Raw genomic sequence first — 21,045 nt, forward strand, 5'->3', positions numbered from 1 at the left:
CAGCAGTGAAACGATGCATCGCCGATGGTAGTGTGGGGTTTCCCCATGTGAGAGTAGGTCATCGTCAAGATTAAATTACGAAACCCCATTTGCGAAAGCAGATGGGGTTTTGTTTTGGGCGGTCGAAAAGTCCCGAAGAGCCCGGAGTGACCGCTTCCATAGGCGTTTTCAGTTCTGCATTAGAGCAGCGCTGGCACCCAAATACGCTGAGCGCTCTCCAGTAGCTGCTAGAGGCGCATGGGCGCGCGACGAATGGTAGGCGAGCATTGCGCTGACAGGACGTGTCAGCGCGCGCCTGGAGAGGCGGTTGGAGTGGTGTACCGCTCACAAAAGAACCACTTTGCAGGTGGTGCACTTTTCTACAGACGAAAAAAAAGACCTTGAATTTCAAGGTCTTTTTTTAAGATGGTGCCCCGAGGGAGACTCGAACTCCCACTCCTTTCGAAAACGGATTTTGAATCCGCCGCGTCTACCAATTCCGCCATCAGGGCTCAATGGCGGCGAAGTATAGAGATGAGATTACCGTTGGTCAATCACCTTTCATGGTCAATTTTCACTATTTCCGCTAGACTTCCCGGCCCTGCTAGACGAACTCCATCATGCGCGTTGCTGACTTTACTTTTGAACTCCCTGATTCGCTGATCGCTCGCCATCCTTTGGCCGAGCGTCGCGCCAGTCGACTGCTGACCCTGGACGGGGTGAGTGGCGCCCTCGCACACCGTCAATTCACTGATTTGCTTGAGCATTTGCGCCCGGGCGATCTGATGGTGTTCAACAATACCCGGGTGATTCCGGCGCGGCTGTTTGGCCAGAAAGCTTCCGGTGGCAAGCTGGAAATTCTGGTGGAACGGGTGCTGGACAGTCATCGCGTACTGGCTCACGTGCGCTCCAGCAAGTCGCCGAAACCAGGTTCAAGCATCCTGATCGATGGCGGTGGCGAAGCCGAGATGGTTGCGCGTCATGATGCGCTGTTCGAACTCAAGTTTGCCGAAGAAGTACTGCCGCTGCTGGAGCGCGTCGGCCATATGCCGTTGCCGCCCTATATAGACCGCCCCGACGAAGACTCGGACCGCGAACGCTATCAGACGGTGTACTCCCAGCGCCTCGGCGCCGTTGCCGCGCCGACTGCGGGCCTGCACTTCGATCAGCCGCTGCTGGATGCGATTGCCGCCAAGGGCGTCGAGACCGCCTATGTGACCCTGCACGTGGGGGCCGGTACGTTTCAGCCGGTACGTGTGGATAACATCGAAGACCACCATATGCACAGCGAGTGGTTGGAGGTCAGCCAGGAAGTCGTGGACGCTGTCGCGGCGTGCAAGGCGCGTGGTGGGCGCGTAGTCGCAGTGGGAACCACCAGTGTGCGTTCGTTGGAAAGCGCGGCGCGTGACGGCGTGCTCAAGCCGTTCAGCGGCGACACCGATATCTTTATCTTCCCAGGCCGGCCCTTCCATGTGGTCGATTGCCTGGTGACCAACTTCCATTTGCCCGAATCCACGCTGTTGATGCTGGTGTCGGCATTTGCCGGTTACCCGGAAACCATGGCCGCTTATCAAGCCGCCATCGCCAACGAGTACCGTTTTTTCAGCTACGGTGATGCGATGTTTATCACCCGTAACCCGGCGCCACGCGGCCCAGAGGGAACCTTATGAGTCGTATGTCGTTTGAACTGCTTGCCACTGACGGCAAGGCCCGACGCGGTCGCCTGACCTTCCCACGCGGCACCGTCGAGACCCCGGCCTTCATGCCGGTTGGCACCTACGGTACCGTCAAGGGCATGCTGCCGCGCGACATCGTCGCCACCGGCGCCGAGATCATCCTCGGCAACACCTTCCACCTGTGGCTGCGTCCGGGCACGGAAGTGATCAAGAAGCACGGCGACCTGCATGACTTCATGAAGTGGCAAGGTCCGATCCTGACCGACTCGGGTGGTTTCCAGGTGTTCAGCCTGGGCGCCATGCGCAAGATCAAGGAAGAGGGCGTGACCTTCGCCTCGCCAGTGGATGGTTCCAAGGTGTTCATGGGCCCGGAAGAGTCGATGCAGGTGCAGCGCGACCTGGGTTCCGACATCGTGATGATTTTCGACGAGTGCACGCCGTACCCGGCTGACGAAGACGTCGCGCGGATTTCGATGGAGTTGTCCCTGCGTTGGGCCCAGCGTTCGAAGAATGCTCACGGCGACAACACCGCTGCGCTGTTCGGTATCGTCCAGGGCGGCATGCACGAAAGCCTGCGCAAACGCTCGCTGGAAGGCTTGGGCAAAATCGGCTTTGATGGCTTGGCCATCGGCGGTTTGTCGGTGGGCGAGCCCAAGCACGAAATGATCAAGGTGCTGGATTACCTGCCGGGCCTGATGCCGGCTGACAAACCTCGTTACCTTATGGGCGTTGGCAAACCGGAAGATCTCGTAGAGGGTGTGCGCCGCGGTGTGGACATGTTCGATTGCGTGATGCCAACCCGTAATGCCCGCAATGGGCATCTGTTCATCGATACAGGCGTGCTGAAGATCCGTAACGCGTTCCATCGCCATGATGATTCGCCGCTGGATCCCACCTGTGATTGCTACACCTGCCAGAACTTCTCCCGTGCTTATCTGCACCATCTGGACAAGTGTGGGGAAATGCTGGGTAGCATGTTGAATACCATCCACAATTTGCGTCACTACCAAGTCCTGATGGCTGGTTTGCGCGAGGCTATTCAACAGGGTACATTGGCCGCCTTCGTCGATGCCTTCTATGCCAAGCGCGGGCTTCCTGTGCCGCCCTTGGACTGAGTTTTCCGACCCTAAGATTCACTATTTGCAACTGGAGTGCTAAATGAGCTTTTTTATCTCTAACGCCATGGCTGATGCCGCTGCGCCTGCTGCTGCCGGCCCTATGGGCGGTGGTTTCGAGTGGATTTTCCTGGTCGGCTTCCTGGTCATCTTCTACCTGATGATCTGGCGTCCACAGGCCAAGCGCGCCAAAGAGCAGAAAAACCTGCTGGGCAGCCTGCAGAAAGGTGACGAAGTTGTGACCACCGGCGGCATCGCTGGCAAGATCACCAAGGTTTCCGATGCTTTCGTGGTTCTGGAAGTTTCCGACACCGTAGAAATGAAGTTCCAGAAGGGCGCCATCGCCGCCACGCTGCCAAAAGGCACGCTCAAAGCGATCTGAGTAACAACCTTTACCAATCGACGGGGCGCGCAAGGCGCCCCGCGTTATAAGCGGGCGGCGTGATGCTGAACAAATACCCTCTGTGGAAATACGTACTGATCCTGGCGGTGCTGGCGATCGGTTTTATTTATTCCGCTCCCAATCTCTATCCTGATGACCCGGCGATCCAGATCACTGGCGCCAGCACTTCGCTGCAGGTCAATCAGGCCGATCTGGAACGCGCGAGCAAAGCGCTCGTTGACGCGGGTATCCAGGTCAAGGCGGCAACCTTGGCGGCTGATGCGAAGGGCGGTTTGCTGCGCCTGACCAAGGCAGAAGACCAATTGCCGGCCAAAGATGTCGTGCGCAAGGCCATGGGTGACGACTATGTGGTCGCGCTCAACCTGGCACAGACCACGCCAACCTGGCTGCGCAAGATCGGCGCGCACCCAATGAAGCTGGGTCTGGACTTGTCCGGTGGTGTGCACTTCCTGCTGGAAGTCGACATGGACAAGGCCCTCGACGCGCGCCTGAAGGTCTACGAAGGCGATGTGAAGAGCCTGCTGCGTAAAGAGCGCCTGCGTTATCGCAGCCTGCCGCAGCTCAACGGTGCCATCCAGCTGGGCTTCTCTGACGAAGCATCCCGCGAACAGGCTCGTGCGCTGATCCGCAAGAACTTCAACGATTTCGACATCGTACCGGCCGACCTCAACGGTCAACCTGTACTGCGTCTGGCGATGACCCCAGCCAAGCTGGCGGAAATCCGCGAATACTCCATCAAGCAGAACTTGACCACGGTACGTAACCGCGTCAACGAACTGGGCGTGGCTGAGCCGATCGTTCAGCGCCAGGGTGCCAACCGCATCGTGGTTGAATTGCCGGGCGTACAGGATACCGCTGAAGCCAAGCGTATCCTGGGTAAAACCGCCAACCTGGAATTCCGTCTGGCGGCTGAGCCGGGTGCTACCCGCGCCACTGCCGAAGAGTTCGAGTTCCGCGAAGGTAACCGTCCCCCTGCGTTGATCGAGCGTGGCTTGATCATCACCGGTGACCAGGTGACCGACGCCAAGGCTGGTTTTGGCGAGCACGGTACTCCTGAAGTGAACATCCGTCTGGATGGCCATGGTGGCGAACTGATGAGCCGCGCTACGCGCAGCAACGTCGGTCGCAGCATGGCGGTGATCTTCATCGAGCAACGCCCGGTGACCACCTACACCAAGCAGATGGTCAACGGCGTCGAGAAAGACGTGCCGGTACAGACCTTCAAGGAAGAGAAGAAGATCATCAGCCTGGCGACCATCCAGTCGCCGCTGGGTGCTCAATTCCGTATCACCGGCCTGAACGGCCAGGGCGAATCCTCGGAACTGGCGCTGCTGCTGCGTGCCGGTGGCCTGGCTGCCCCGATGTACTTCGCTGAAGAACGTACCATCGGTCCGAGCCTGGGTGCCGACAACATCACCAAGGGTATCGATGCGGCCTTGTGGGGCATGCTGTTCGTGTCCCTGTTCATCATCGCCATCTACCGCTTCTTCGGCATCATCGCCACCGTGGCCCTGGCGGGCAACATGGTGATGCTGCTGGCACTGATGTCGCTGCTGGGCGCTACGCTGACCCTGCCAGGTATCGCTGGTATCGTACTCACCATGGGTATGGCGGTAGACGCCAACGTACTGATCTTCTCGCGGATCCGTGAAGAGATCGCGGCGGGCATGACCGTACAGCGTGCAATCAACGAAGGCTTCGGCCGGGCATTTACCGCGATTCTCGACTCCAACCTGACCACACTGTTGGTCGGCGGGATTCTCTTTGCCATGGGCACCGGCCCGGTCAAGGGTTTTGCGGTGACCATGTCCCTCGGTATCTTTACCTCGATGTTCACGGCCATCATGGTGACCCGCGCAATGGTCAACCTGATCTTTGGCGGGCGTGACTTCAAGAAGTTGTGGATTTAAGGGGCTGCCATGTTACGTACAATCAACTTCATGGGCGTTCGCAACGTTGCGTTCGGCGTCACCGTGCTCCTTACCGTTCTGGCATTGTTCAGCTGGTTCCATAAGGGCCTGAACTACGGTCTGGACTTCACCGGCGGTACGCTCATCGAGCTGACCTACGAGAAGCCGGCCGATGTGACCCTGGTGCGCAACGAGCTGGTCAAGGCCGGCTATCACGAAGCCATCGTGCAGAGTTTTGGTGCGACCACCGACCTGCTGGTGCGTATGCCTGGCGAAGACCCGCAACTGGGTCACCAGGTAGCCGAGGCCTTGCAGAAGGTCGGCGGCGACAACCCGGCGTCGGTCAAGCGTGTTGAATTCGTGGGCCCGCAGGTCGGTGAAGAGCTGCGCGACCAGGGCGGCCTCGGCATGCTGATGGCGCTGGTCGGCATCATGATCTACCTGGCCTTCCGCTTTCAGTGGAAGTTCGGTGTCGGCGCCATTGTTTCGCTGATTCACGACGTGATCGTGACCGTGGGTATCCTGGCGTACTTCCAGATCACGTTCGACCTGACCGTGCTGGCGGCCGTGCTGGCGATCATTGGTTACTCCCTCAACGACACCATCGTGGTATTCGACCGGGTTCGTGAGAACTTCCGTGTACTGCGCAAGGCGTCGCTGATCGAGAACATCAACGTCTCGACCACCCAGACCCTGCTGCGGACCATGGCGACGTCGATCTCCACTTTGCTGGCGATTGCTGCCCTGATGATCTTCGGTGGTGACAACCTGTGGGGCTTCTCTCTGGCGCTGTTCATCGGCGTTCTGGCGGGCACCTACTCGTCGATCTACATCGCCAACGTGGTGCTGATCTGGCTGAACCTGAACAGCGAAGACCTGATCCCTCCGGCCAGTACTGGCAAGGAGGTTGACGACCGTCCTTGATGGGCGTTTGTTGATCCGCTGATACAAGAAAGGCGCGAGTATTGAACTCGCGCCTTTTTTTTTGCTCCAAGGCTGGGTATAGCGCGGACGTTTGGTCCGCTTGTGATGGTCAGGAGGTTCAACGTGAACAAGTCGTTACTGGTTGGTGCGGTATTGGGTGCTGTCGGTGTGACTGCCGGGGGTGCTGTTGCCACCTACAGCCTGGTAAAAAGCGGCCCTGAGTATGCGCAAGTGCTGGCGGTGCAGCCGGTTAAAACCCAGATTAAAACTCCCCGTGAGGTCTGCAAGGACGTCACCGTGACCCGGCAGCGTCCGGTGCAGGATCAGCATCAAATCGCCGGTACGGTCGTAGGTGCCCTGGCGGGTGGCTTGCTGGGCAACCAGATCGGTGGTGGTAATGGCAAGAAGCTGGCGACTGTGGCCGGCGCGGTGGGTGGCGGTTACGCTGGTAACAAGGTTCAGGAAGGCATGCAGAACCGTGATACCTACACCACTACGCAAACCCGTTGTAACACTGTTAACGACATCAGTGACAAGGTGGTCGGGTATGACGTGCGTTACAACCTGGATGGCAAGGAAGGTTCGGTGCGTATGGAGCGCGACCCAGGCAGCCAGATTCCAGTCGACAAAGAAGGTCGTCTGATCCTGGGTCAGAACCAGCAGTAACCGATTCTACAGGCATAAAAAAAGCACCCCTCGGGGTGCTTTTTTGTGCTCGCTCGGTTAGCGCTTCAGCGAAGCCGGCAGGTGCGGCTGGATCGCCGTCAGGACTGCCTTGAAGCATTTGGTGTTGCCGGCAACCACGTGGCCTTTCTCAAGGAAATCGTGACCACCGGTGAAGTCGCTCACCAAGCCGCCCGCTTCCTGGATCAGCAGGGCGCCCGCAGCCATGTCCCACTCGGACAGACCCGACTCCCAGAACGCATCGAAGCGACCAGCAGCCACATAAGCCAGGTCCAGGCTCGCTGCGCCCGCGCGACGGATGCCAGCGGTCTGGCCAACCAGGGCGCGGAACATGCCCAGGTAGTTTTCCAGGTTGTCCATCTGGTCATCACGGAACGGGAAGCCGGTGCCCAGCAGGGCGCCGTCCAGGCTGGTGCGACCGCTGACGCGCAAGCGGCGACCATTCAACTGGGCGCCACGGCCACGGCTGGCGGTGAATTCTTCCTGGCGAACTGGGTCCAGAACCACGGCGTGTTCCAGGCGGCCACGGTATTTGCACGCAATGCTCACGGCAAAGTGCGGGATGCCGCGCAGGAAGTTGGTGGTGCCATCCAGTGGGTCGATGATCCACAGGTAGTCTTCGCCTTCACCGCTGCCTTTGTGCAAACCGGTTTCTTCGCCGAGGATGCCGTGAGTAGGGTAGGCCTTGCGCAGTGCGTCGATGATTTTCTGTTCGGCGGCGCGATCCACCTCGGATACATAATCCTTGGCGTCTTTTTCGTCGACCTTGATGGTATCCAGGCGCTCGATGGAGCGGAAGATCAATTCACTGGCGCTGCGGGCGGCGCGCAGCGCGATATTCAGCATGGGCTGCATGGATGTGTCACCTAAGGTTGTTAAAGAAAGCCGAGCATTCTAGCAGAAACTTTCTTCAGGTGAAGGACGACGTGAGCTTTCATGGCATAACCTTAGGCTGTTCTGTAAGATTTGCTCCCCTTTCCCGTGTCCGAGAGCGCCTCCCTTGCTGCAAAACATTCGTGTCGTCTTGGTCAATACCAGTCATCCCGGCAACATCGGCGGGGTGGCGCGAGCCATGAAAAACATGGGGCTGACGCGTCTGGTGCTGGTTGACCCGCGCGTGTTCCCGCACCACGAGGCCGATGCCCGCGCATCCGGCGCCAATGACCTCCTTGAAAAAGCCCAGGTCGTCGCCACCTTGGAAGATGCCTTGGTCGGCTGCAACCTGGTGCTCGGCACCAGTGCCCGCGACCGTCGTATCCCCTGGCCCTTGCTAGATCCGCGTGAGTGCGGCACCAAAGTGGTCGAGGAGGCTGCCGGCGGCGCTGAAATCGCCTTGGTATTTGGCCGTGAAGACTCCGGCCTGACCAATGAAGAGCTGCAGCGATGTCATTACCACGTGCACATCCCATCAGACCCTGAATTCAGCTCGCTGAACCTCGGTGCGGCGGTGCAGGTGTTGACTTACGAAGTGCGCATGGCTTGGCTGGCCGCTGCGGGTCAGCCGAGCAAGGTAGAGAAGGAAGAGGTTGCGTCGACCAAAAGTGGCGAGTTGGCCACCATGGACGAGCTGGAGCGGTTTTATGAGCACCTGGAGCAAACCCTGGTGGTCATTGAGTTCCTCGATCCGGAAAAACCACGGCACTTGATGGCACGCCTGCGTCGTCTTTACGGACGTAGCTCGGTCAGCCGGGCCGAAATGAATATATTGCGTGGCATCCTCACGGAAACCCAGAAAGCGGCCCGTGGCGAGCTTCTTAAGCGGAAGGATTAAAAATGTTCGAGCGTTTGCGAGAAGATATCCAGAGTGTTTTCCACCGTGACCCGGCGGCGCGCAATGCCTTTGAAGTGCTGACCTGCTACCCAGGCATGCACGCCATCTGGATCCATCGCCTGTCCGGTGCCTTTTGGGGCATGGGCTGGAAATGGCTGGCGCGGTTGGTGTCGAACTTCGGTCGCTGGCTGACCGGGATCGAGATTCATCCGGGTGCCAAGGTCGGCCGTCGCTTCTTCATTGATCATGGCATGGGCATCGTGATTGGCGAGACTGCCGAGATCGGCGATGACGTGACCCTTTACCAGGGCGTGACGCTTGGTGGCACCAGTTGGAACAAGGGCAAGCGCCACCCAACCTTGGGTGATGGCGTGGTGGTAGGGGCGGGTGCCAAGGTGCTTGGCCCGTTCACCGTCGGCGCGGGCGCCAAGGTCGGCTCCAATGCGGTAGTAACCAAAGCCGTGCCGCCGGGTGCGACCGTTGTGGGTATTCCTGGGCGGATCATCGTCAAGCCGGAAGTTGGCGACGAGCAGGAAGCCAAGCGCAAGGCCATGGCTGAGAAGATTGGCTTTGATGCCTATGGCGTCAGCGAAGACATGCCCGACCCGGTGGCGCGAGCCATTGGCCAGTTGCTGGATCACCTTCAGGCGGTAGATGGCAAGCTGGACGGCATGTGCGGCGCGTTGAAGGACTTGGGCAGCCCCTACTGTGCGAAAGATCTGCCGGAGCTTCGCGAAGAAGACTTCGCCGAAATCAAGGACGAGGCCGCCACTACCAAGGCTGGCTGAATACGGTCTTCTGTGGGGGCTGGCTTGCCTGCGATAGCGGTGGGTCAGCAACCCATAGGCTGCCTGGCAGAATGCTATCGCAGGCAAGCCAGCTCCCACATTTGATCTCCATTGGTCTTGAGATCGGGTCTTGGCCCTGTTCCTGCTGTTCGTCTCCACCCCATCCTGCTATGATTCGCGCGCCATTTTTACGGGTAATCCTGACTAAAGTACTAGGTCTTATAGTTGACTTAAATACTCGGGAATCGCATACTTGCCCCCATTCTGAAACACCTTGGTACTTGTCCATGAGACTGACTACAAAAGGCCGATACGCGGTGACTGCCATGCTCGACCTGGCTTTGCATGCGCAAACTGGGCCGGTGTCCCTGGCCGATATCTCCGAGCGCCAAGGCATTTCCCTGTCCTATCTCGAGCAACTGTTCGCCAAATTGCGTCGTAGCAACCTGGTTTCCAGTGTTCGCGGTCCAGGCGGCGGCTATCAGTTGTCCCGCGACATGCAGGGTATCCAAGTGGCTCAAGTGATCGACGCGGTCAACGAATCCGTCGACGCTACCAAATGCCAGGGCCTGGGTGACTGCCACGCCGGCGACACCTGCCTCACACACCACCTGTGGTGTGACTTGAGCCTGCAGATCCATGAGTTTTTGAGTGGTATCAGCTTGGCTGATCTTGTGACTCGCCGTGAGGTGCAAGAAGTAGCCCAGCGTCAGGACCAGCGCCGTTGCAACACCAAGGCGCCGCGTCTGGACAAGATCGAAGCGTCCGCCGTCGAGTGACAGCCGAAGAGCTAACGGCACGCCAGCCAGCCTGATTTAGGAGAAAGTCCATGAAATTGCCGATTTACCTTGATTACTCAGCGACCACCCCGGTTGATCCGCGTGTCGCGCAAAAGATGAGCGAATGCCTGCTGGTTGACGGAAACTTCGGCAACCCGGCCTCCCGTTCCCACGTATTCGGCTGGAAAGCCGAGGAAGCGGTCGAGAACGCTCGTCGCCAGGTTGCTGACCTGGTTGGCGCAGACCCGCGTGAAATCGTCTGGACCTCCGGTGCTACCGAGTCCGACAACCTGGCTATCAAGGGCGCGGCGCATTTCTACGCGACCAAGGGCAAACACCTGATCACCACCAAGATTGAGCATAAGGCTGTCCTCGACACCATGCGCCAACTGGAGCGTGAAGGTTTCGAGGTCACCTACCTCGAGCCAACCACCGACGGTATCGTCACCCCGGCCATGATCGAAGCGGCCCTGCGTGAAGACACCATCCTGGTTTCCGTGATCCACGTGAACAATGAAATCGGCACCATCAACGACATCGCGGCCATCGGCGAGCTGACTCGCTCGAAGGGCATCCTGCTGCACGTCGACGCTGCTCAGTCCACCGGCAAGGTCGACATCGACCTGTCGAAACTGAAAGTCGACCTGATGTCGTTCTCTGCCCACAAGACCTACGGCCCTAAAGGTATCGGCGCCCTGTACGTGAGCCGCAAGCCTCGCGTGCGCATCGAAGCCACCATGCACGGCGGCGGTCACGAGCGCGGCATGCGTTCGGGCACCCTGGCGACCCACCAGATCGTCGGCATGGGCGAAGCCTTCCGCGTAGCCAAGGAAGACATGGCTGCCGAAAACATCCGCATCAAAGCCCTGAGCGACCGCTTCTACAAGCAGGTCGAAGGCCTTGAAGAGCTGTACATCAACGGCAGCATGACCGCCCGTGTACCGCACAACCTGAATTTGAGCTTCAACTACGTTGAAGGCGAGTCGCTGATCATGGCGCTCAAGGACCTGGCGGTTTCGTCCGGTTCGGCCTGCACCTCGGCGTCCCTTGAGCCTTCGTATGTACTGCGCGCCCTGGGCCGCAACGACGAACTGGCACACAGCTCGATCCGCTTTACGTTCGGCCGCTTCACCACCGAAGAACAAGTCGACTACGCCGCGCAGAAAGTCTGCGAAGCCGTCAACAAGCTGCGCGTTCTGTCGCCGCTGTGGGACATGTACAAAGACGGCGTCGATATTTCCAAGATCGAGTGGGCGGCACACTAACTATAGAAGCCGCCACCCCAGCTCTGTAGCAACGTGGCGGAAAACGCAGGCGTTTCTACAGGGTTCCAGAGCGGCCCTGATGAGTGAGGATTCAGTACCATGGCTTACAGCGAAAAGGTCATCGACCACTACGAAAACCCGCGTAACGTCGGCAAGATGGACGCGGAAGACCCAGATGTCGGCACCGGCATGGTCGGCGCCCCGGCGTGCGGCGATGTGATGCGCCTGCAGATCAAGGTCAACGACGCTGGCGTTATCGAAGACGCCAAGTTCAAGACCTACGGCTGCGGTTCGGCCATCGCCTCCAGCTCCCTGGCGACCGAATGGATGAAAGGCAAGACCCTGGATGAGGCTGTCACCATCAGCAACACCCAGCTGGCCGAAGAACTGGCCCTGCCGCCAGTGAAAATCCACTGCTCGGTACTCGCAGAAGACGCCATCAAGGCGGCCGTTCGCGACTACAAGCAGAAGAAAGGCTTGATCTAAGCATTTGGCGACGAGTAAGGAGTCAACGATGGCTATCAGCATGACAGAAGCGGCTGCACAGCACATTCGCCGCTCCCTGAATGGGCGCGGTAAAGGTGAGGGGATTCGCTTGGGTGTTCGCACCACAGGCTGCTCCGGCCTTGCTTACGTGCTGGAGTTTGTCGACGAGGTGGTGGCGGAAGACCAGGTGTTCGAAAGTCACGGCGAGAAAGTGATCATCGACCCTAAAAGCCTGACCTACCTGGACGGCACCGAACTCGATTTCGTCAAGGAAGGGTTGAACGAAGGCTTCAAGTTCAACAACCCCAACGTGCGCGGTGAATGTGGCTGCGGCGAAAGCTTCAACATCTGAGGCTATTCGTGGGTACTCCTTGTCATTTCGCTTTATTCGAGCTGCAGCCGAGTTTTCGCCTGGACCTTGAGCAGCTTGCCACGCGCTACCGAGAATTGGCGCGTGGGGTGCATCCAGATCGTTTTGCTGACGCCTCCGAGCGCGAGCAACGCGTTGCTCTGGAGAAGTCGGCCAGCCTCAACGAGGCCTATCAGACCCTGAAAAATCCGCCCAAGCGCGCGCGTTATCTGCTCGCGATGAACGGTGGAGAGTTGCCGCTGGAAGTCACGGTTCACGATCCCGACTTCCTGATGCAACAGATGCAGTGGCGCGAAGAACTTGAAGACTTGCAGGACGAAGCCGATCTTGCTGGCGTCGCGGTCTTCAAGCGTCGTCTGAAAACGGCCCAGGATGAGCTCAACGAAAGCTTCGCAGCCTGTTGGGATGATGCAGCGCAACGTGAGCAGGCCGAACGCCTGATGCGGCGCATGCAGTTTCTCGACAAGCTCACCTACGAAGTGCGCCAGCTAGAAGAGCGCCTCGACGATTAACCCAGTGTGCTGCCCGTGATGCACGCCTGATAGACAGATAAGACCTGATTACCATGGCCCTACTGCAAATCGCCGAACCCGGCCAAAGCCCTCAACCGCACCAGCGTCGCCTGGCGGTCGGGATTGACCTGGGCACCACCAATTCTCTGGTTGCTGCCTTGCGCAGCGGCCTGTCCGAGCCGTTGCCCGACGCTGACGGTCAGGTGATCCTGCCGTCTGCCGTGCGCTACCACGCTGATCGCACTGAAGTCGGTGAATCGGCCAAGTTGGCGGCGTCTACCGATCCTCTGAATACCGTGTTGTCGGTCAAGCGCTTGATGGGTCGTGGTCTGTCCGACGTTAAGCAATTGGGTGACCAGCTGCCGTATCGCTTTGTCGGCGGTGAATCCCACATGCCGTTCATCGACACCATCCAGGGCCCGAAAAGCCCGGTGGAAGTGTCGGCCGATATCCTCAAGGTGCTGCGCCAGCGCGCAGAAAAAACCCTGGGCGGCGAACTGGTTGGTGCGGTGATCACCGTTCCAGCCTATTTCGATGACGCCCAGCGCCAAGCCACCAAGGACGCGGCCAAGCTCGCCGGCCTGAACGTGCTGCGCCTCCTCAACGAGCCGACAGCTGCCGCCGTGGCCTATGGCCTGGACCAACACGCCGAAGGCCTGGTTGCCATCTACGACCTGGGCGGCGGTACCTTCGATATTTCGATCCTGCGCCTGACCGGCGGCGTCTTCGAAGTGCTGGCCACCGGTGGCGACAGCGCCCTGGGCGGCGATGACTTCGACCACGCCATTGCGGGCTGGATCATCAGCAGCGCCGGCTTGTCGGCCGATCTGGATCCGGGCGCGCAGCGTAACCTGCTGCAAACCGCCTGCGCCGCCAAAGAAGCGCTGACTGGCGCCGCATCCGTTGAAGTTTCCTACGGCACTTGGTCGGCCCAACTGACGCGCGAAGCCTTTGATGCGTTGATCGAACCGATGGTTGCCCGCAGCCTGAAAGCTTGCCGCCGTGCCGTGCGTGACTCCGGTATCGAGCTGGAAGACGTCGGCGCCGTGGTCATGGTCGGTGGCTCCACCCGTGTGCCGCGCGTGCGTGAAGCCGTTGCTGAAGCGTTCGGTCGCCAGCCGCTGACGGAAATCGACCCGGATCAAGTGGTCGCCATTGGCGCTGCGATCCAGGCCGATACCCTGGCCGGCAACAAGCGCGATGGCGGCGAATTGCTGCTGCTCGACGTGATTCCGCTGTCCTTGGGGCTGGAAACCATGGGTGGCTTGATGGAGAAGGTGATTCCACGCAACACCACCATTCCCGTCGCCCGCGCCCAGGACTTCACCACGTACAAAGATGGCCAGACGGCCATGATGATCCATGTGCTGCAAGGCGAGCGCGAGCTGATCAGCGACTGCCGCTCCCTGGCGCGTTTTGAACTGCGCGGCATCCCGGCGATGGTCGCGGGTGCAGCGAAGATCCGCGTGACCTTCCAGGTCGACGCCGACGGCCTGTTGAATGTGGCTGCGCGTGAGCTGGGTTCAGGCGTTGAGGCGAGCATCCAGGTCAAGCCGTCCTACGGTCTCACCGACGGTGAAATCGCCAAGATGCTCAAAGACTCGTTCCAATATGCCGGTGACGACAAGGTCGCCCGTGTATTGCGTGAGCAGCAAGTCGACGCCCAGCGCCTGCTCGAAGCGGTGCAGGGCGCCCTGGATGCTGACGGCGAGCGCCTGTTGGATGCCGAAGAGCGCATGGTCATCGACCTGCAGATGCAGGAACTGGCCGAACTGATGAACGGCGACGATGGTTATGCCATCGAGCAACAGACCAAGCGCCTGTCGCAAGTGACCGATGCTTTTGCCGCCCGTCGTATGGACCAGACGGTCAAAGCCGCCCTGGCGGGACGCAACCTGAATGAAATCGAGGAATAATTAATGCCGCAGGTCATTTTTCTGCCACACGCCGAGCATTGCCCGGACGGTATGGTCGTGGAGGCTGAGACCGGCAAGTCCATCCTCGAAGTTGCCCATGACAACCACATCGAGATCGAAAGCGCCTGCGGCGGTGTGTGCGCTTGCACCACGTGCCACTGCGTCATCCGCGAGGGCTTCAACAGCCTTGAAGAGGCTGATGAGCTGGAGGAGGACTTTCTCGACCGCGCATGGGGCCTGGAGGCGACTTCGCGTCTAAGCTGTCAGGCAAAGGTCGGCACGGAAGACATCACTGTCGAAATTCCGAAATATTCCCTCAACCACGCCGCCGAAGCGCCGCATTGATTCAAGGAAGTGTCATGAGTCTTAAATGGGTTGATGTGCAAGAGATCGCTATCCTGTTGGCGGATGCCAACCCGGATCTGGATCCTTACTCCCTGAACTTTGTAGCTTTGCGTGACATGGTCATGGCGTTGCCGGGGTTCGAAGATGAGCGTGATCGCGGCGGTGAGAAGGTTCTGGAAGCTATCCAGACTGCCTGGAAAGAAGAACAGGACTGACGCCTCCCTTTACGCAGTTAGGCAATACCCAATAACCCGCGTATAATTCGCGGGTTTAATTTTTCGTAAATTACCGTTTCTGGAGTTACACCATGGCTGTTCAACGTACTTTCTCCATCATCAAGCCTGACGCTGTTGCAAAAAACGTCATCGGCGAGATCACCACTCGTTTCGAAAAAGCCGGCCTGAAGGTTGTAGCTTCGAAACTCAAGCAACTGTCCAAGGCTGAAGCTGAAGGCTTCTACGCTGAGCACAGCGCTCGTGGTTTCTTCGGCGACCTGGTTGCCTTCATGATCTCCGGTCCTGTTGTTGTTCAGGTTCTGGAAGGCGAAAACGCTATCGCTCTGAACCGCGAGCTGATGGGCGCTACCAACCCTAAAGAAGCGGCTGCCGGCACTATCCGTGCTGACTTCGCTGAATCCATCGACGCCAACGCTGTACACGGCTCGGACTCCGAAGCTGCCGCTGCTCGCGAAATCTCGTACTTTTTCGCTGCTACTGAAGTAACCGCTCGCTAAGCATCGGCTTAAAGAGTGAGGGTGAATCCATGACTACATCGACTGTTAAAACCAACCTGCTGGGTCTGACTCAGCCGGAAATGGAGAAATTCTTCGACTCAATCGGGGAGAAGCGTTTCCGTGCCGGTCAGGTAATGAAATGGATTCACCACTTTGGTGTCGATGATTTCGACGCCATGACGAACGTCAGCAAGGCCCTGCGCGACAAGCTCAAGGCCATTGCTGAGGTGCGTGGTCCCGAAGTGGTCAGCGAGGACATCTCCAGCGACGGCACCCGTAAATGGGTGGTGCGCGTGGCGTCCGGCAGCTGCGTCGAGACCGTGTACATTCCCCAGGGCAAGCGCGGCACCTTGTGCGTTTCGTCCCAGGCAGGCTGTGCCCTGGACTGCAGTTTCTGCTCCACCGGCAAGCAAGGCTTCAATAGCAACCTCACCGCCGCCGAAGTGATCGGCCAGGTGTGGATTGCCAACAAATCCTTTGGCAGCGTCCCGGCGACCGTCGACCGTGCCATCACCAACGTGGTGATGATGGGCATGGGTGAGCCGCTGCTGAACTTCGACAACGTCATTGCGGCCATGCACCTGATGATGGACGACCTGGGCTACGGCATCTCCAAGCGCCGTGTAACCCTGTCGACCTCCGGCGTGGTGCCGATGATCGATGAGCTGGCCAAGCACATCGACGTCTCCCTGGCGTTGTCGCTGCATGCACCGAATGACGCATTGCGTAACCAATTGGTGCCAATCAACAAGAAGTATCCGCTTAAGATGCTGCTCGAATCTTGCCAGCGTTACATGGCGACCCTGGGCGAAAAACGCGTGTTGACCATTGAGTACACCATGCTCAAGGACATCAACGACAAGGTCGAACACGCGATCGAGATGATCGAATTGCTCAAGAACACCCCGTGCAAGATCAACCTGATTCCGTTTAACCCGTTTCCACATTCTGGCTACGAGCGGCCGAGCAACAACGCTATCCGCCGTTTCCAGGATCAACTGCACCAGGCCGGCTACAACGTCACCGTCCGCACCACCCGTGGTGAAGACATCGATGCCGCCTGTGGCCAATTGGTCGGGCAGGTGATGGACCGTACCCGCCGCAGCGAACGGTATATCGCCGGGCGTGAGTTGAACGCCGCCGACGATCTGCCGCTGATTGCTGTGAATCGAATCTGAGAGAGGATCTCTATGCCCTTGCGCCTTGCGCTGCTTTTGCTTGTTACCGGTCTTGCGGCCGGTTGTGTTTCATCGGGCCATGAGAGCCCTTTGCAAACTGGTAAAGGCCGTGACGAGGCGCGGGTTGCCTATGTGCAACTGGGCTTGGGTTACCTGCAACAAGGCATGAGCGAGCAAGCCAAGGTGCCGTTGAAGAAGGCCCTGGAGCTGGACAGCGACGATGCCGACGCCAATGGCGCACTGGCCCTGGTGTTCCAGGCCCAGGCCGAGCCTGAACTGGCCGAACAGTATTTCCACAAGGCCCTGGCCTCCCGTCCTGCCGACGCGCGGCTGCTGAACAATTACGGCAGCTTTCTGTTCGAGCAGAAACGATATGACCAGGCCGCCCTTTATTTCCAGCAAGCCAGCGCCGATACCCTCTATCCTGAGCGTTCGCGGGTGTTCGAGAACCTTGGGGTGACCTCGATGCGCCTCGGTCAGCGTGACAGCGCCCGCCAGCAACTGGAAAAAGCCCTGCATTTGAACGGTCGCCAGCCTCGGGCGTTGCTCGAAATGGCTGAGTTATCCTTTGATGACAGGCATTATGTGCCGGCACGTGACTATTACGAGCGTTTTAGCCTGCTCAGCGGGCAAAATGCACGTAGTCTATTGCTCGGTGTGCGCCTGGCGACGGTTCATGAAGAACGCGACACGGCCGCACGTTTTGGCCAGCAACTCGAACGACTCTATCCCGGTACGCCGGAATATCAGCAATACCTGTCGGAGCAATGATGAAAGCGGCGCACCCGGAAGTTGTAGCAGCTAATCGCGTAAACCCAGGCGACACCTTGCGTCAGGCCCGCGAAAGCAATGGTTGGTCGCTGGCGGAAGTGGCCCTCAAGCTCAATTTGACCACGACGTCCCTGGGCAACCTGGAAGCTGGCGCGTTCGATAAGCTGCCTGGGCACACCTTTGCCCGCGGCTATATCCGCGCCTACGCGAAATTGCTGGGGATCGACCAGGCCATACTGGTCCAGGAGTTCGACCAATTCACCGGCACCGACTCCCAGGGCAGCAATGTCCACGGCCTGGGGCGTATCGAAGAGCCAGTGCGGGTTTCCCACACGATTTTGCGCATTGTCAGCCTGTTGCTGCTGATCGCGGTCATTGGTGGCGGTTTCGTCTGGTGGCAAGACCAGACCTCCCAGCGCACCAAGGACCTGACCAGCAACGCCATGGAGCACGTTGAGGTCGAAAGCGCTGACGGCACGACCCAGATTCATCCGCTGGACGAGCCGGAAGACCAGGCTGTTGCCGAAAGCCAGGCTGCACCTGACGCACCGGCGACCACCGAGCAGCCTGCACCGGAAACTGCGCCAGCCGCGACGGCTGCCGCACCGGCTCCTGCAACGCCTGCTGCCCCGGCTCACGCTCCGGCCGCGCCAGTGCAGACGCCAGCGACTCCGGCTCCAGCCGCTCCCGCTGCCCCTGCGATTTCCCCGCCCACCACCCCAGCGTTGATCGCCGGTGATGGGCGTGTACAGATTACCTTCGTCGCTGACTGCTGGACGCAAGTCACCGATGGCAACGGCAAAGTGCTGTTCAGTGGGCTGAAGCGTAAGGGAGATACGCTCGACCAGGGCGGCAAGCCTCCTTTGACGCTGCGTCTGGGCTTTGCCCGTGGCGCGCAAGTGGCCTACAACGGCCAGCCTGTGGACGTGGCGCCGTTCACCAGTGGCGAGACTGCTCGCCTGAAGTTGGGACAATAGTCATGCACGGCGAATCTCCAATCAAACGTCGCGTATCGCGCAAGATCTGGGTCGGCTCGGTGCCGGTGGGTGGCGATGCCCCCATCGCGGTACAAAGCATGACCAACAGCGACACCAATGACGTGGCCGCCACCGTTGCCCAGATCAATCGTCTGGAAGCTGCGGGCGTGGACATCGTGCGCGTCTCCGTGCCAGACATGGACGCTGCCGAAGCTTTTGGCCGCATCAAGCAACTGGTCAAGGTGCCATTGGTTGCTGACATTCACTTCGACTACAAGATCGCTTTGCGCGTGGCCGAACTGGGTGTGGACTGCCTGCGCATAAACCCGGGCAACATCGGTCGTGAAGACCGTGTGCGTGCGGTGGTGGATGCTGCCCGTGACCGTGGCATTCCAATCCGTATCGGCGTCAACGCCGGTTCCCTGGAAAAAGACCTGCAAAAGAAATACGGCGAACCGACTCCGGCGGCGCTGGTTGAATCGGCGCTGCGCCATGTTGAACACCTTGAACGCCTGAATTTCCAGGACTTCAAGGTCAGCGTAAAGGCCTCCGACGTGTTCATGGCGGTAGAAGCCTACCGCCTGTTGGCCAAGGAAATCGTGCAGCCGCTGCACCTGGGTATCACTGAAGCAGGCGGTTTACGCTCAGGCACAGTGAAATCTGCGGTGGGTCTCGGTATGCTGCTCGCCGAAGGGATTGGCGATACCATCCGTATCTCGCTGGCAGCAGACCCTGTAGAGGAAGTGAAAGTCGGTTACGACATTCTCAAATCCCTGCGTTTGCGTTCCCGTGGCATCAATTTCATTGCCTGCCCGAGCTGCTCGCGGCAGAACTTCGACGTGGTGAAAACCATGAACGATCTGGAATTGCGCCTTGAAGACCTGCTGGTGCCGCTGGATGTGGCGGTGATCGGCTGTGTGGTCAACGGGCCGGGTGAGGCCAAAGAGGCCCATGTGGGCCTGACCGGTGGTACGCCGAACCTGATCTACATCGACGGCAAGCCGTCGCAGAAGTTGACGAATGACAATCTGGTGGATGAGCTGGAAAAGCTGATCCGCGAGAAAGCGGCCGAAAAGGTCGCGGCTGACGCAGCGCTGATCGCGCGCGGCTGATTGAACGAATTTAAGGATTTGATGTGAGCAAGTCTCTGCAAGCCATTCGTGGCATGAACGACATCCTGCCGGAACAGACGCCGCTGTGGCGCTATTTCGAGGGCACTGTCGCGCGTCTGCTGGATAACTACGGTTACAAGCAGATCCGCATGCCGATCGTCGAGTTCACCGAGCTGTTCAAGCGCTCCATCGGTGAAGTGACCGACATCGTCGAAAAAGAGATGTACACCTTTGAAGACCGCAACGGCGACTCCCTGACCCTGCGTCCGGAAGGCACCGCTGCGTGCGTGCGTGCCGTGCTTGAGCATGGTCTCACCGGTGCTGGCCAGCCGCAGAAATTGTGGTACATCGGCCCGATGTTCCGTCACGAGCGCCCACAGAAAGGCCGTTATCGCCAGTTTCACCAGATCGGCCTGGAAGTGTTCAACATCGATGGCCCGGACATCGACGCCGAGCTGATCGTGCTGACCTGGCGCCTGTGGGGCCTGTTGGGCATCCGCGACGCGGTCAAGCTTGAACTCAACAGCCTGGGCACCAGCGAATCCCGTGGTCGCTACAAAGTGGCCCTGGTCGAGTACCTGTCCGCCCACCTGGACAAGTTGGACGAAGACAGCCAGCGCCGTCTGAAGACCAACCCGTTGCGCGTCCTCGATACCAAGAACGCCGACACCCAGGCCGTGCTGGTCAACGCGCCGAAAATGGCTGATTACCTGGACGACGAGTCCCGTATCCACTTCGAGGGCCTCAAGGCTCGTCTGGAAGCGGCCGGTATTCCGTTCGTGATCAACACCAAGCTGGTACGCGGCCTCGACTACTACAGCAAGACCGTATTCGAATGGGTCACCGACAAACTCGGCGCCCAGGGCACCGTGTGTGCCGGTGGCCGTTACGACGGCCTGGTCGAGCAGATGGGCGGCAAGCCGACCACCGGCGTGGGCTTCGCCATGGGCATTGAGCGGCTGATCCTGCTGCTGGAAACCCTGGAGCAGGTCCCGGAAGAGATCGCCCGTCAGGTGGACGTGTACCTCTGCACCTTTGGCGAGGCCGCCGAACTGGCTGCCCTGGCCCTGAGCGAAAAGGTCCGCGACCAACTGCCAAACCTGCGCCTGCAGGTCAATGCCGGTGCCGGCAGCTTCAAGAGCCAGTTCAAGAAGGCCGACAAGAGCGGTGCGCTGTATGCGCTGATCCTCGGCGAAGACGAACTGGCCCAGCAAGTGATAGGTTTCAAACCCCTGCGTGGCCAGGGCGAGCAACAGAACATTGCCTTTGATGCGCTCGCTGCGCACTTGGCCACCTGCGTTGTGCAGGGTTGAAGCTGTCGAACAGCCGAATTTAGCGATTAAGGAGTATT

At 59.3% G+C, this 21,045-nt stretch carries 23 protein-coding genes and 1 tRNA gene; 22 read left to right on the top strand and 2 right to left on the bottom strand.

The genetic code is table 11. The features are described from left to right. Positions 1–406: 406 nt before the first annotated feature. A tRNA-Leu gene (locus ACP7BX_RS29095) sits at positions 407–491 on the bottom strand. 108 nt (positions 492–599) lie between these two features. Here ACP7BX_RS29095 and queA point away from each other — a divergent pair. The 6 genes from queA to ACP7BX_RS29125 all read left to right on the top strand — a co-directional run bounded on the left by queA (position 600) and on the right by ACP7BX_RS29125 (position 6,673). After that, the gene (gene queA, locus ACP7BX_RS29100; RefSeq protein ID WP_034115902.1) at positions 600–1,649 is read left to right on the top strand and encodes a tRNA preQ1(34) S-adenosylmethionine ribosyltransferase-isomerase QueA; all 1,050 of its coding nucleotides are present in this window, start codon (positions 600–602) and stop codon (positions 1,647–1,649) included. Positions 1,650–1,654: 5 nt separating this feature from the next. Continuing rightward, a complete protein-coding gene (gene tgt / locus ACP7BX_RS29105; protein WP_426131708.1) occupies positions 1,655–2,770 on the top strand; it encodes a tRNA guanosine(34) transglycosylase Tgt in 1,116 nt (371 codons plus the stop codon). A 43-nt stretch (positions 2,771–2,813) separates the two neighbouring features. Next, positions 2,814–3,152, top strand: coding sequence for a preprotein translocase subunit YajC (yajC, locus tag ACP7BX_RS29110; protein ID WP_003175975.1), 339 nt, complete (start codon positions 2,814–2,816; stop codon positions 3,150–3,152). A 62-nt stretch (positions 3,153–3,214) separates the two neighbouring features. Then, positions 3,215–5,083 (top strand): protein translocase subunit SecD, encoded by a 1,869-nt coding sequence (secD, locus tag ACP7BX_RS29115; protein ID WP_033898641.1) that lies wholly within the window; start codon positions 3,215–3,217, stop codon positions 5,081–5,083. Between the two features lie 9 nt (positions 5,084–5,092). Then, entirely contained in the window at positions 5,093–6,007 is a 915-nt protein-coding gene (secF, locus tag ACP7BX_RS29120; RefSeq protein WP_028617853.1) for a protein translocase subunit SecF, read from the top strand. A 123-nt stretch (positions 6,008–6,130) separates the two neighbouring features. Then, the gene (locus tag ACP7BX_RS29125; RefSeq protein ID WP_010207894.1) at positions 6,131–6,673 is read left to right on the top strand and encodes a glycine zipper 2TM domain-containing protein; all 543 of its coding nucleotides are present in this window, start codon (positions 6,131–6,133) and stop codon (positions 6,671–6,673) included. Between the two features lie 57 nt (positions 6,674–6,730). Here ACP7BX_RS29125 and suhB read toward each other — a convergent pair whose 3' ends face one another. Continuing rightward, complete coding sequence (gene suhB, locus ACP7BX_RS29130; protein WP_003175971.1) at positions 6,731–7,546, bottom strand: inositol-phosphate phosphatase; 816 nt, start codon at positions 7,544–7,546, stop codon at positions 6,731–6,733. A gap of 145 nt (positions 7,547–7,691) precedes the next feature. On the opposite strand from suhB, the gene trmJ reads away from it, so the two are divergent. From trmJ to hisS, 16 genes are all read left to right on the top strand, one after another. Beyond that, positions 7,692–8,462 (top strand): tRNA (cytosine(32)/uridine(32)-2'-O)-methyltransferase TrmJ, encoded by a 771-nt coding sequence (gene trmJ / locus ACP7BX_RS29135; RefSeq protein WP_426131640.1) that lies wholly within the window; start codon positions 7,692–7,694, stop codon positions 8,460–8,462. 2 nt (positions 8,463–8,464) lie between these two features. Then, entirely contained in the window at positions 8,465–9,250 is a 786-nt protein-coding gene (gene cysE / locus ACP7BX_RS29140) for a serine O-acetyltransferase (protein WP_426131642.1), read from the top strand. A 287-nt stretch (positions 9,251–9,537) separates the two neighbouring features. Then, positions 9,538–10,029 (top strand): Fe-S cluster assembly transcriptional regulator IscR, encoded by a 492-nt coding sequence (gene iscR / locus ACP7BX_RS29145; RefSeq protein ID WP_003194020.1) that lies wholly within the window; start codon positions 9,538–9,540, stop codon positions 10,027–10,029. A 50-nt stretch (positions 10,030–10,079) separates the two neighbouring features. Continuing rightward, the gene (locus ACP7BX_RS29150) at positions 10,080–11,294 is read left to right on the top strand and encodes an IscS subfamily cysteine desulfurase (RefSeq protein ID WP_016971998.1); all 1,215 of its coding nucleotides are present in this window, start codon (positions 10,080–10,082) and stop codon (positions 11,292–11,294) included. Between the two features lie 99 nt (positions 11,295–11,393). Further along, the gene (gene iscU, locus ACP7BX_RS29155; protein WP_028617851.1) at positions 11,394–11,780 is read left to right on the top strand and encodes a Fe-S cluster assembly scaffold IscU; all 387 of its coding nucleotides are present in this window, start codon (positions 11,394–11,396) and stop codon (positions 11,778–11,780) included. A gap of 28 nt (positions 11,781–11,808) precedes the next feature. After that, complete coding sequence (gene iscA / locus ACP7BX_RS29160) at positions 11,809–12,132, top strand: iron-sulfur cluster assembly protein IscA (RefSeq protein WP_003175963.1); 324 nt, start codon at positions 11,809–11,811, stop codon at positions 12,130–12,132. 8 nt (positions 12,133–12,140) lie between these two features. Then, the gene (gene hscB / locus ACP7BX_RS29165; RefSeq protein WP_038848811.1) at positions 12,141–12,662 is read left to right on the top strand and encodes a co-chaperone HscB; all 522 of its coding nucleotides are present in this window, start codon (positions 12,141–12,143) and stop codon (positions 12,660–12,662) included. A gap of 53 nt (positions 12,663–12,715) precedes the next feature. Continuing rightward, a complete protein-coding gene (gene hscA, locus ACP7BX_RS29170) occupies positions 12,716–14,578 on the top strand; it encodes a Fe-S protein assembly chaperone HscA (RefSeq protein WP_426131645.1) in 1,863 nt (620 codons plus the stop codon). Between the two features lie 3 nt (positions 14,579–14,581). Further along, positions 14,582–14,923: an ISC system 2Fe-2S type ferredoxin gene (gene fdx / locus ACP7BX_RS29175; RefSeq protein WP_015885743.1), complete on the top strand. Its 342-nt coding sequence runs from the start codon at positions 14,582–14,584 to the stop codon at positions 14,921–14,923. 14 nt (positions 14,924–14,937) lie between these two features. Further along, a complete protein-coding gene (gene iscX, locus ACP7BX_RS29180) occupies positions 14,938–15,138 on the top strand; it encodes a Fe-S cluster assembly protein IscX (protein ID WP_016977667.1) in 201 nt (66 codons plus the stop codon). A gap of 92 nt (positions 15,139–15,230) precedes the next feature. Continuing rightward, positions 15,231–15,656, top strand: a complete 426-nt coding sequence (gene ndk / locus ACP7BX_RS29185) for a nucleoside-diphosphate kinase (protein ID WP_003175956.1) — start codon at positions 15,231–15,233, stop codon at positions 15,654–15,656. Between the two features lie 29 nt (positions 15,657–15,685). Beyond that, complete coding sequence (gene rlmN / locus ACP7BX_RS29190) at positions 15,686–16,834, top strand: 23S rRNA (adenine(2503)-C(2))-methyltransferase RlmN (RefSeq protein ID WP_426131647.1); 1,149 nt, start codon at positions 15,686–15,688, stop codon at positions 16,832–16,834. A 12-nt stretch (positions 16,835–16,846) separates the two neighbouring features. Continuing rightward, on the top strand, positions 16,847–17,605 hold the full coding sequence (gene pilW / locus ACP7BX_RS29195) for a type IV pilus biogenesis/stability protein PilW (protein ID WP_426131649.1): 759 nt from the start codon (positions 16,847–16,849) through the stop codon (positions 17,603–17,605). Continuing rightward, on the top strand, positions 17,605–18,582 hold the full coding sequence (locus tag ACP7BX_RS29200) for a RodZ domain-containing protein (protein WP_426131651.1): 978 nt from the start codon (positions 17,605–17,607) through the stop codon (positions 18,580–18,582). The genes pilW and ACP7BX_RS29200 overlap by 1 nt, the downstream gene beginning before the upstream one ends. A gap of 2 nt (positions 18,583–18,584) precedes the next feature. Further along, positions 18,585–19,694, top strand: a complete 1,110-nt coding sequence (ispG, locus tag ACP7BX_RS29205) for a flavodoxin-dependent (E)-4-hydroxy-3-methylbut-2-enyl-diphosphate synthase (RefSeq protein ID WP_003175952.1) — start codon at positions 18,585–18,587, stop codon at positions 19,692–19,694. 23 nt (positions 19,695–19,717) lie between these two features. Next, on the top strand, positions 19,718–21,007 hold the full coding sequence (hisS, locus tag ACP7BX_RS29210) for a histidine--tRNA ligase (protein ID WP_426131653.1): 1,290 nt from the start codon (positions 19,718–19,720) through the stop codon (positions 21,005–21,007). Positions 21,008–21,045 lie beyond the last annotated feature (38 nt).

The organism is Pseudomonas sp. DWP3-1-3b3 (assembly GCF_049896305.1).
In the GTDB taxonomy this organism is placed as follows: domain Bacteria; phylum Pseudomonadota; class Gammaproteobacteria; order Pseudomonadales; family Pseudomonadaceae; genus Aquipseudomonas; species Aquipseudomonas azotoformans_A.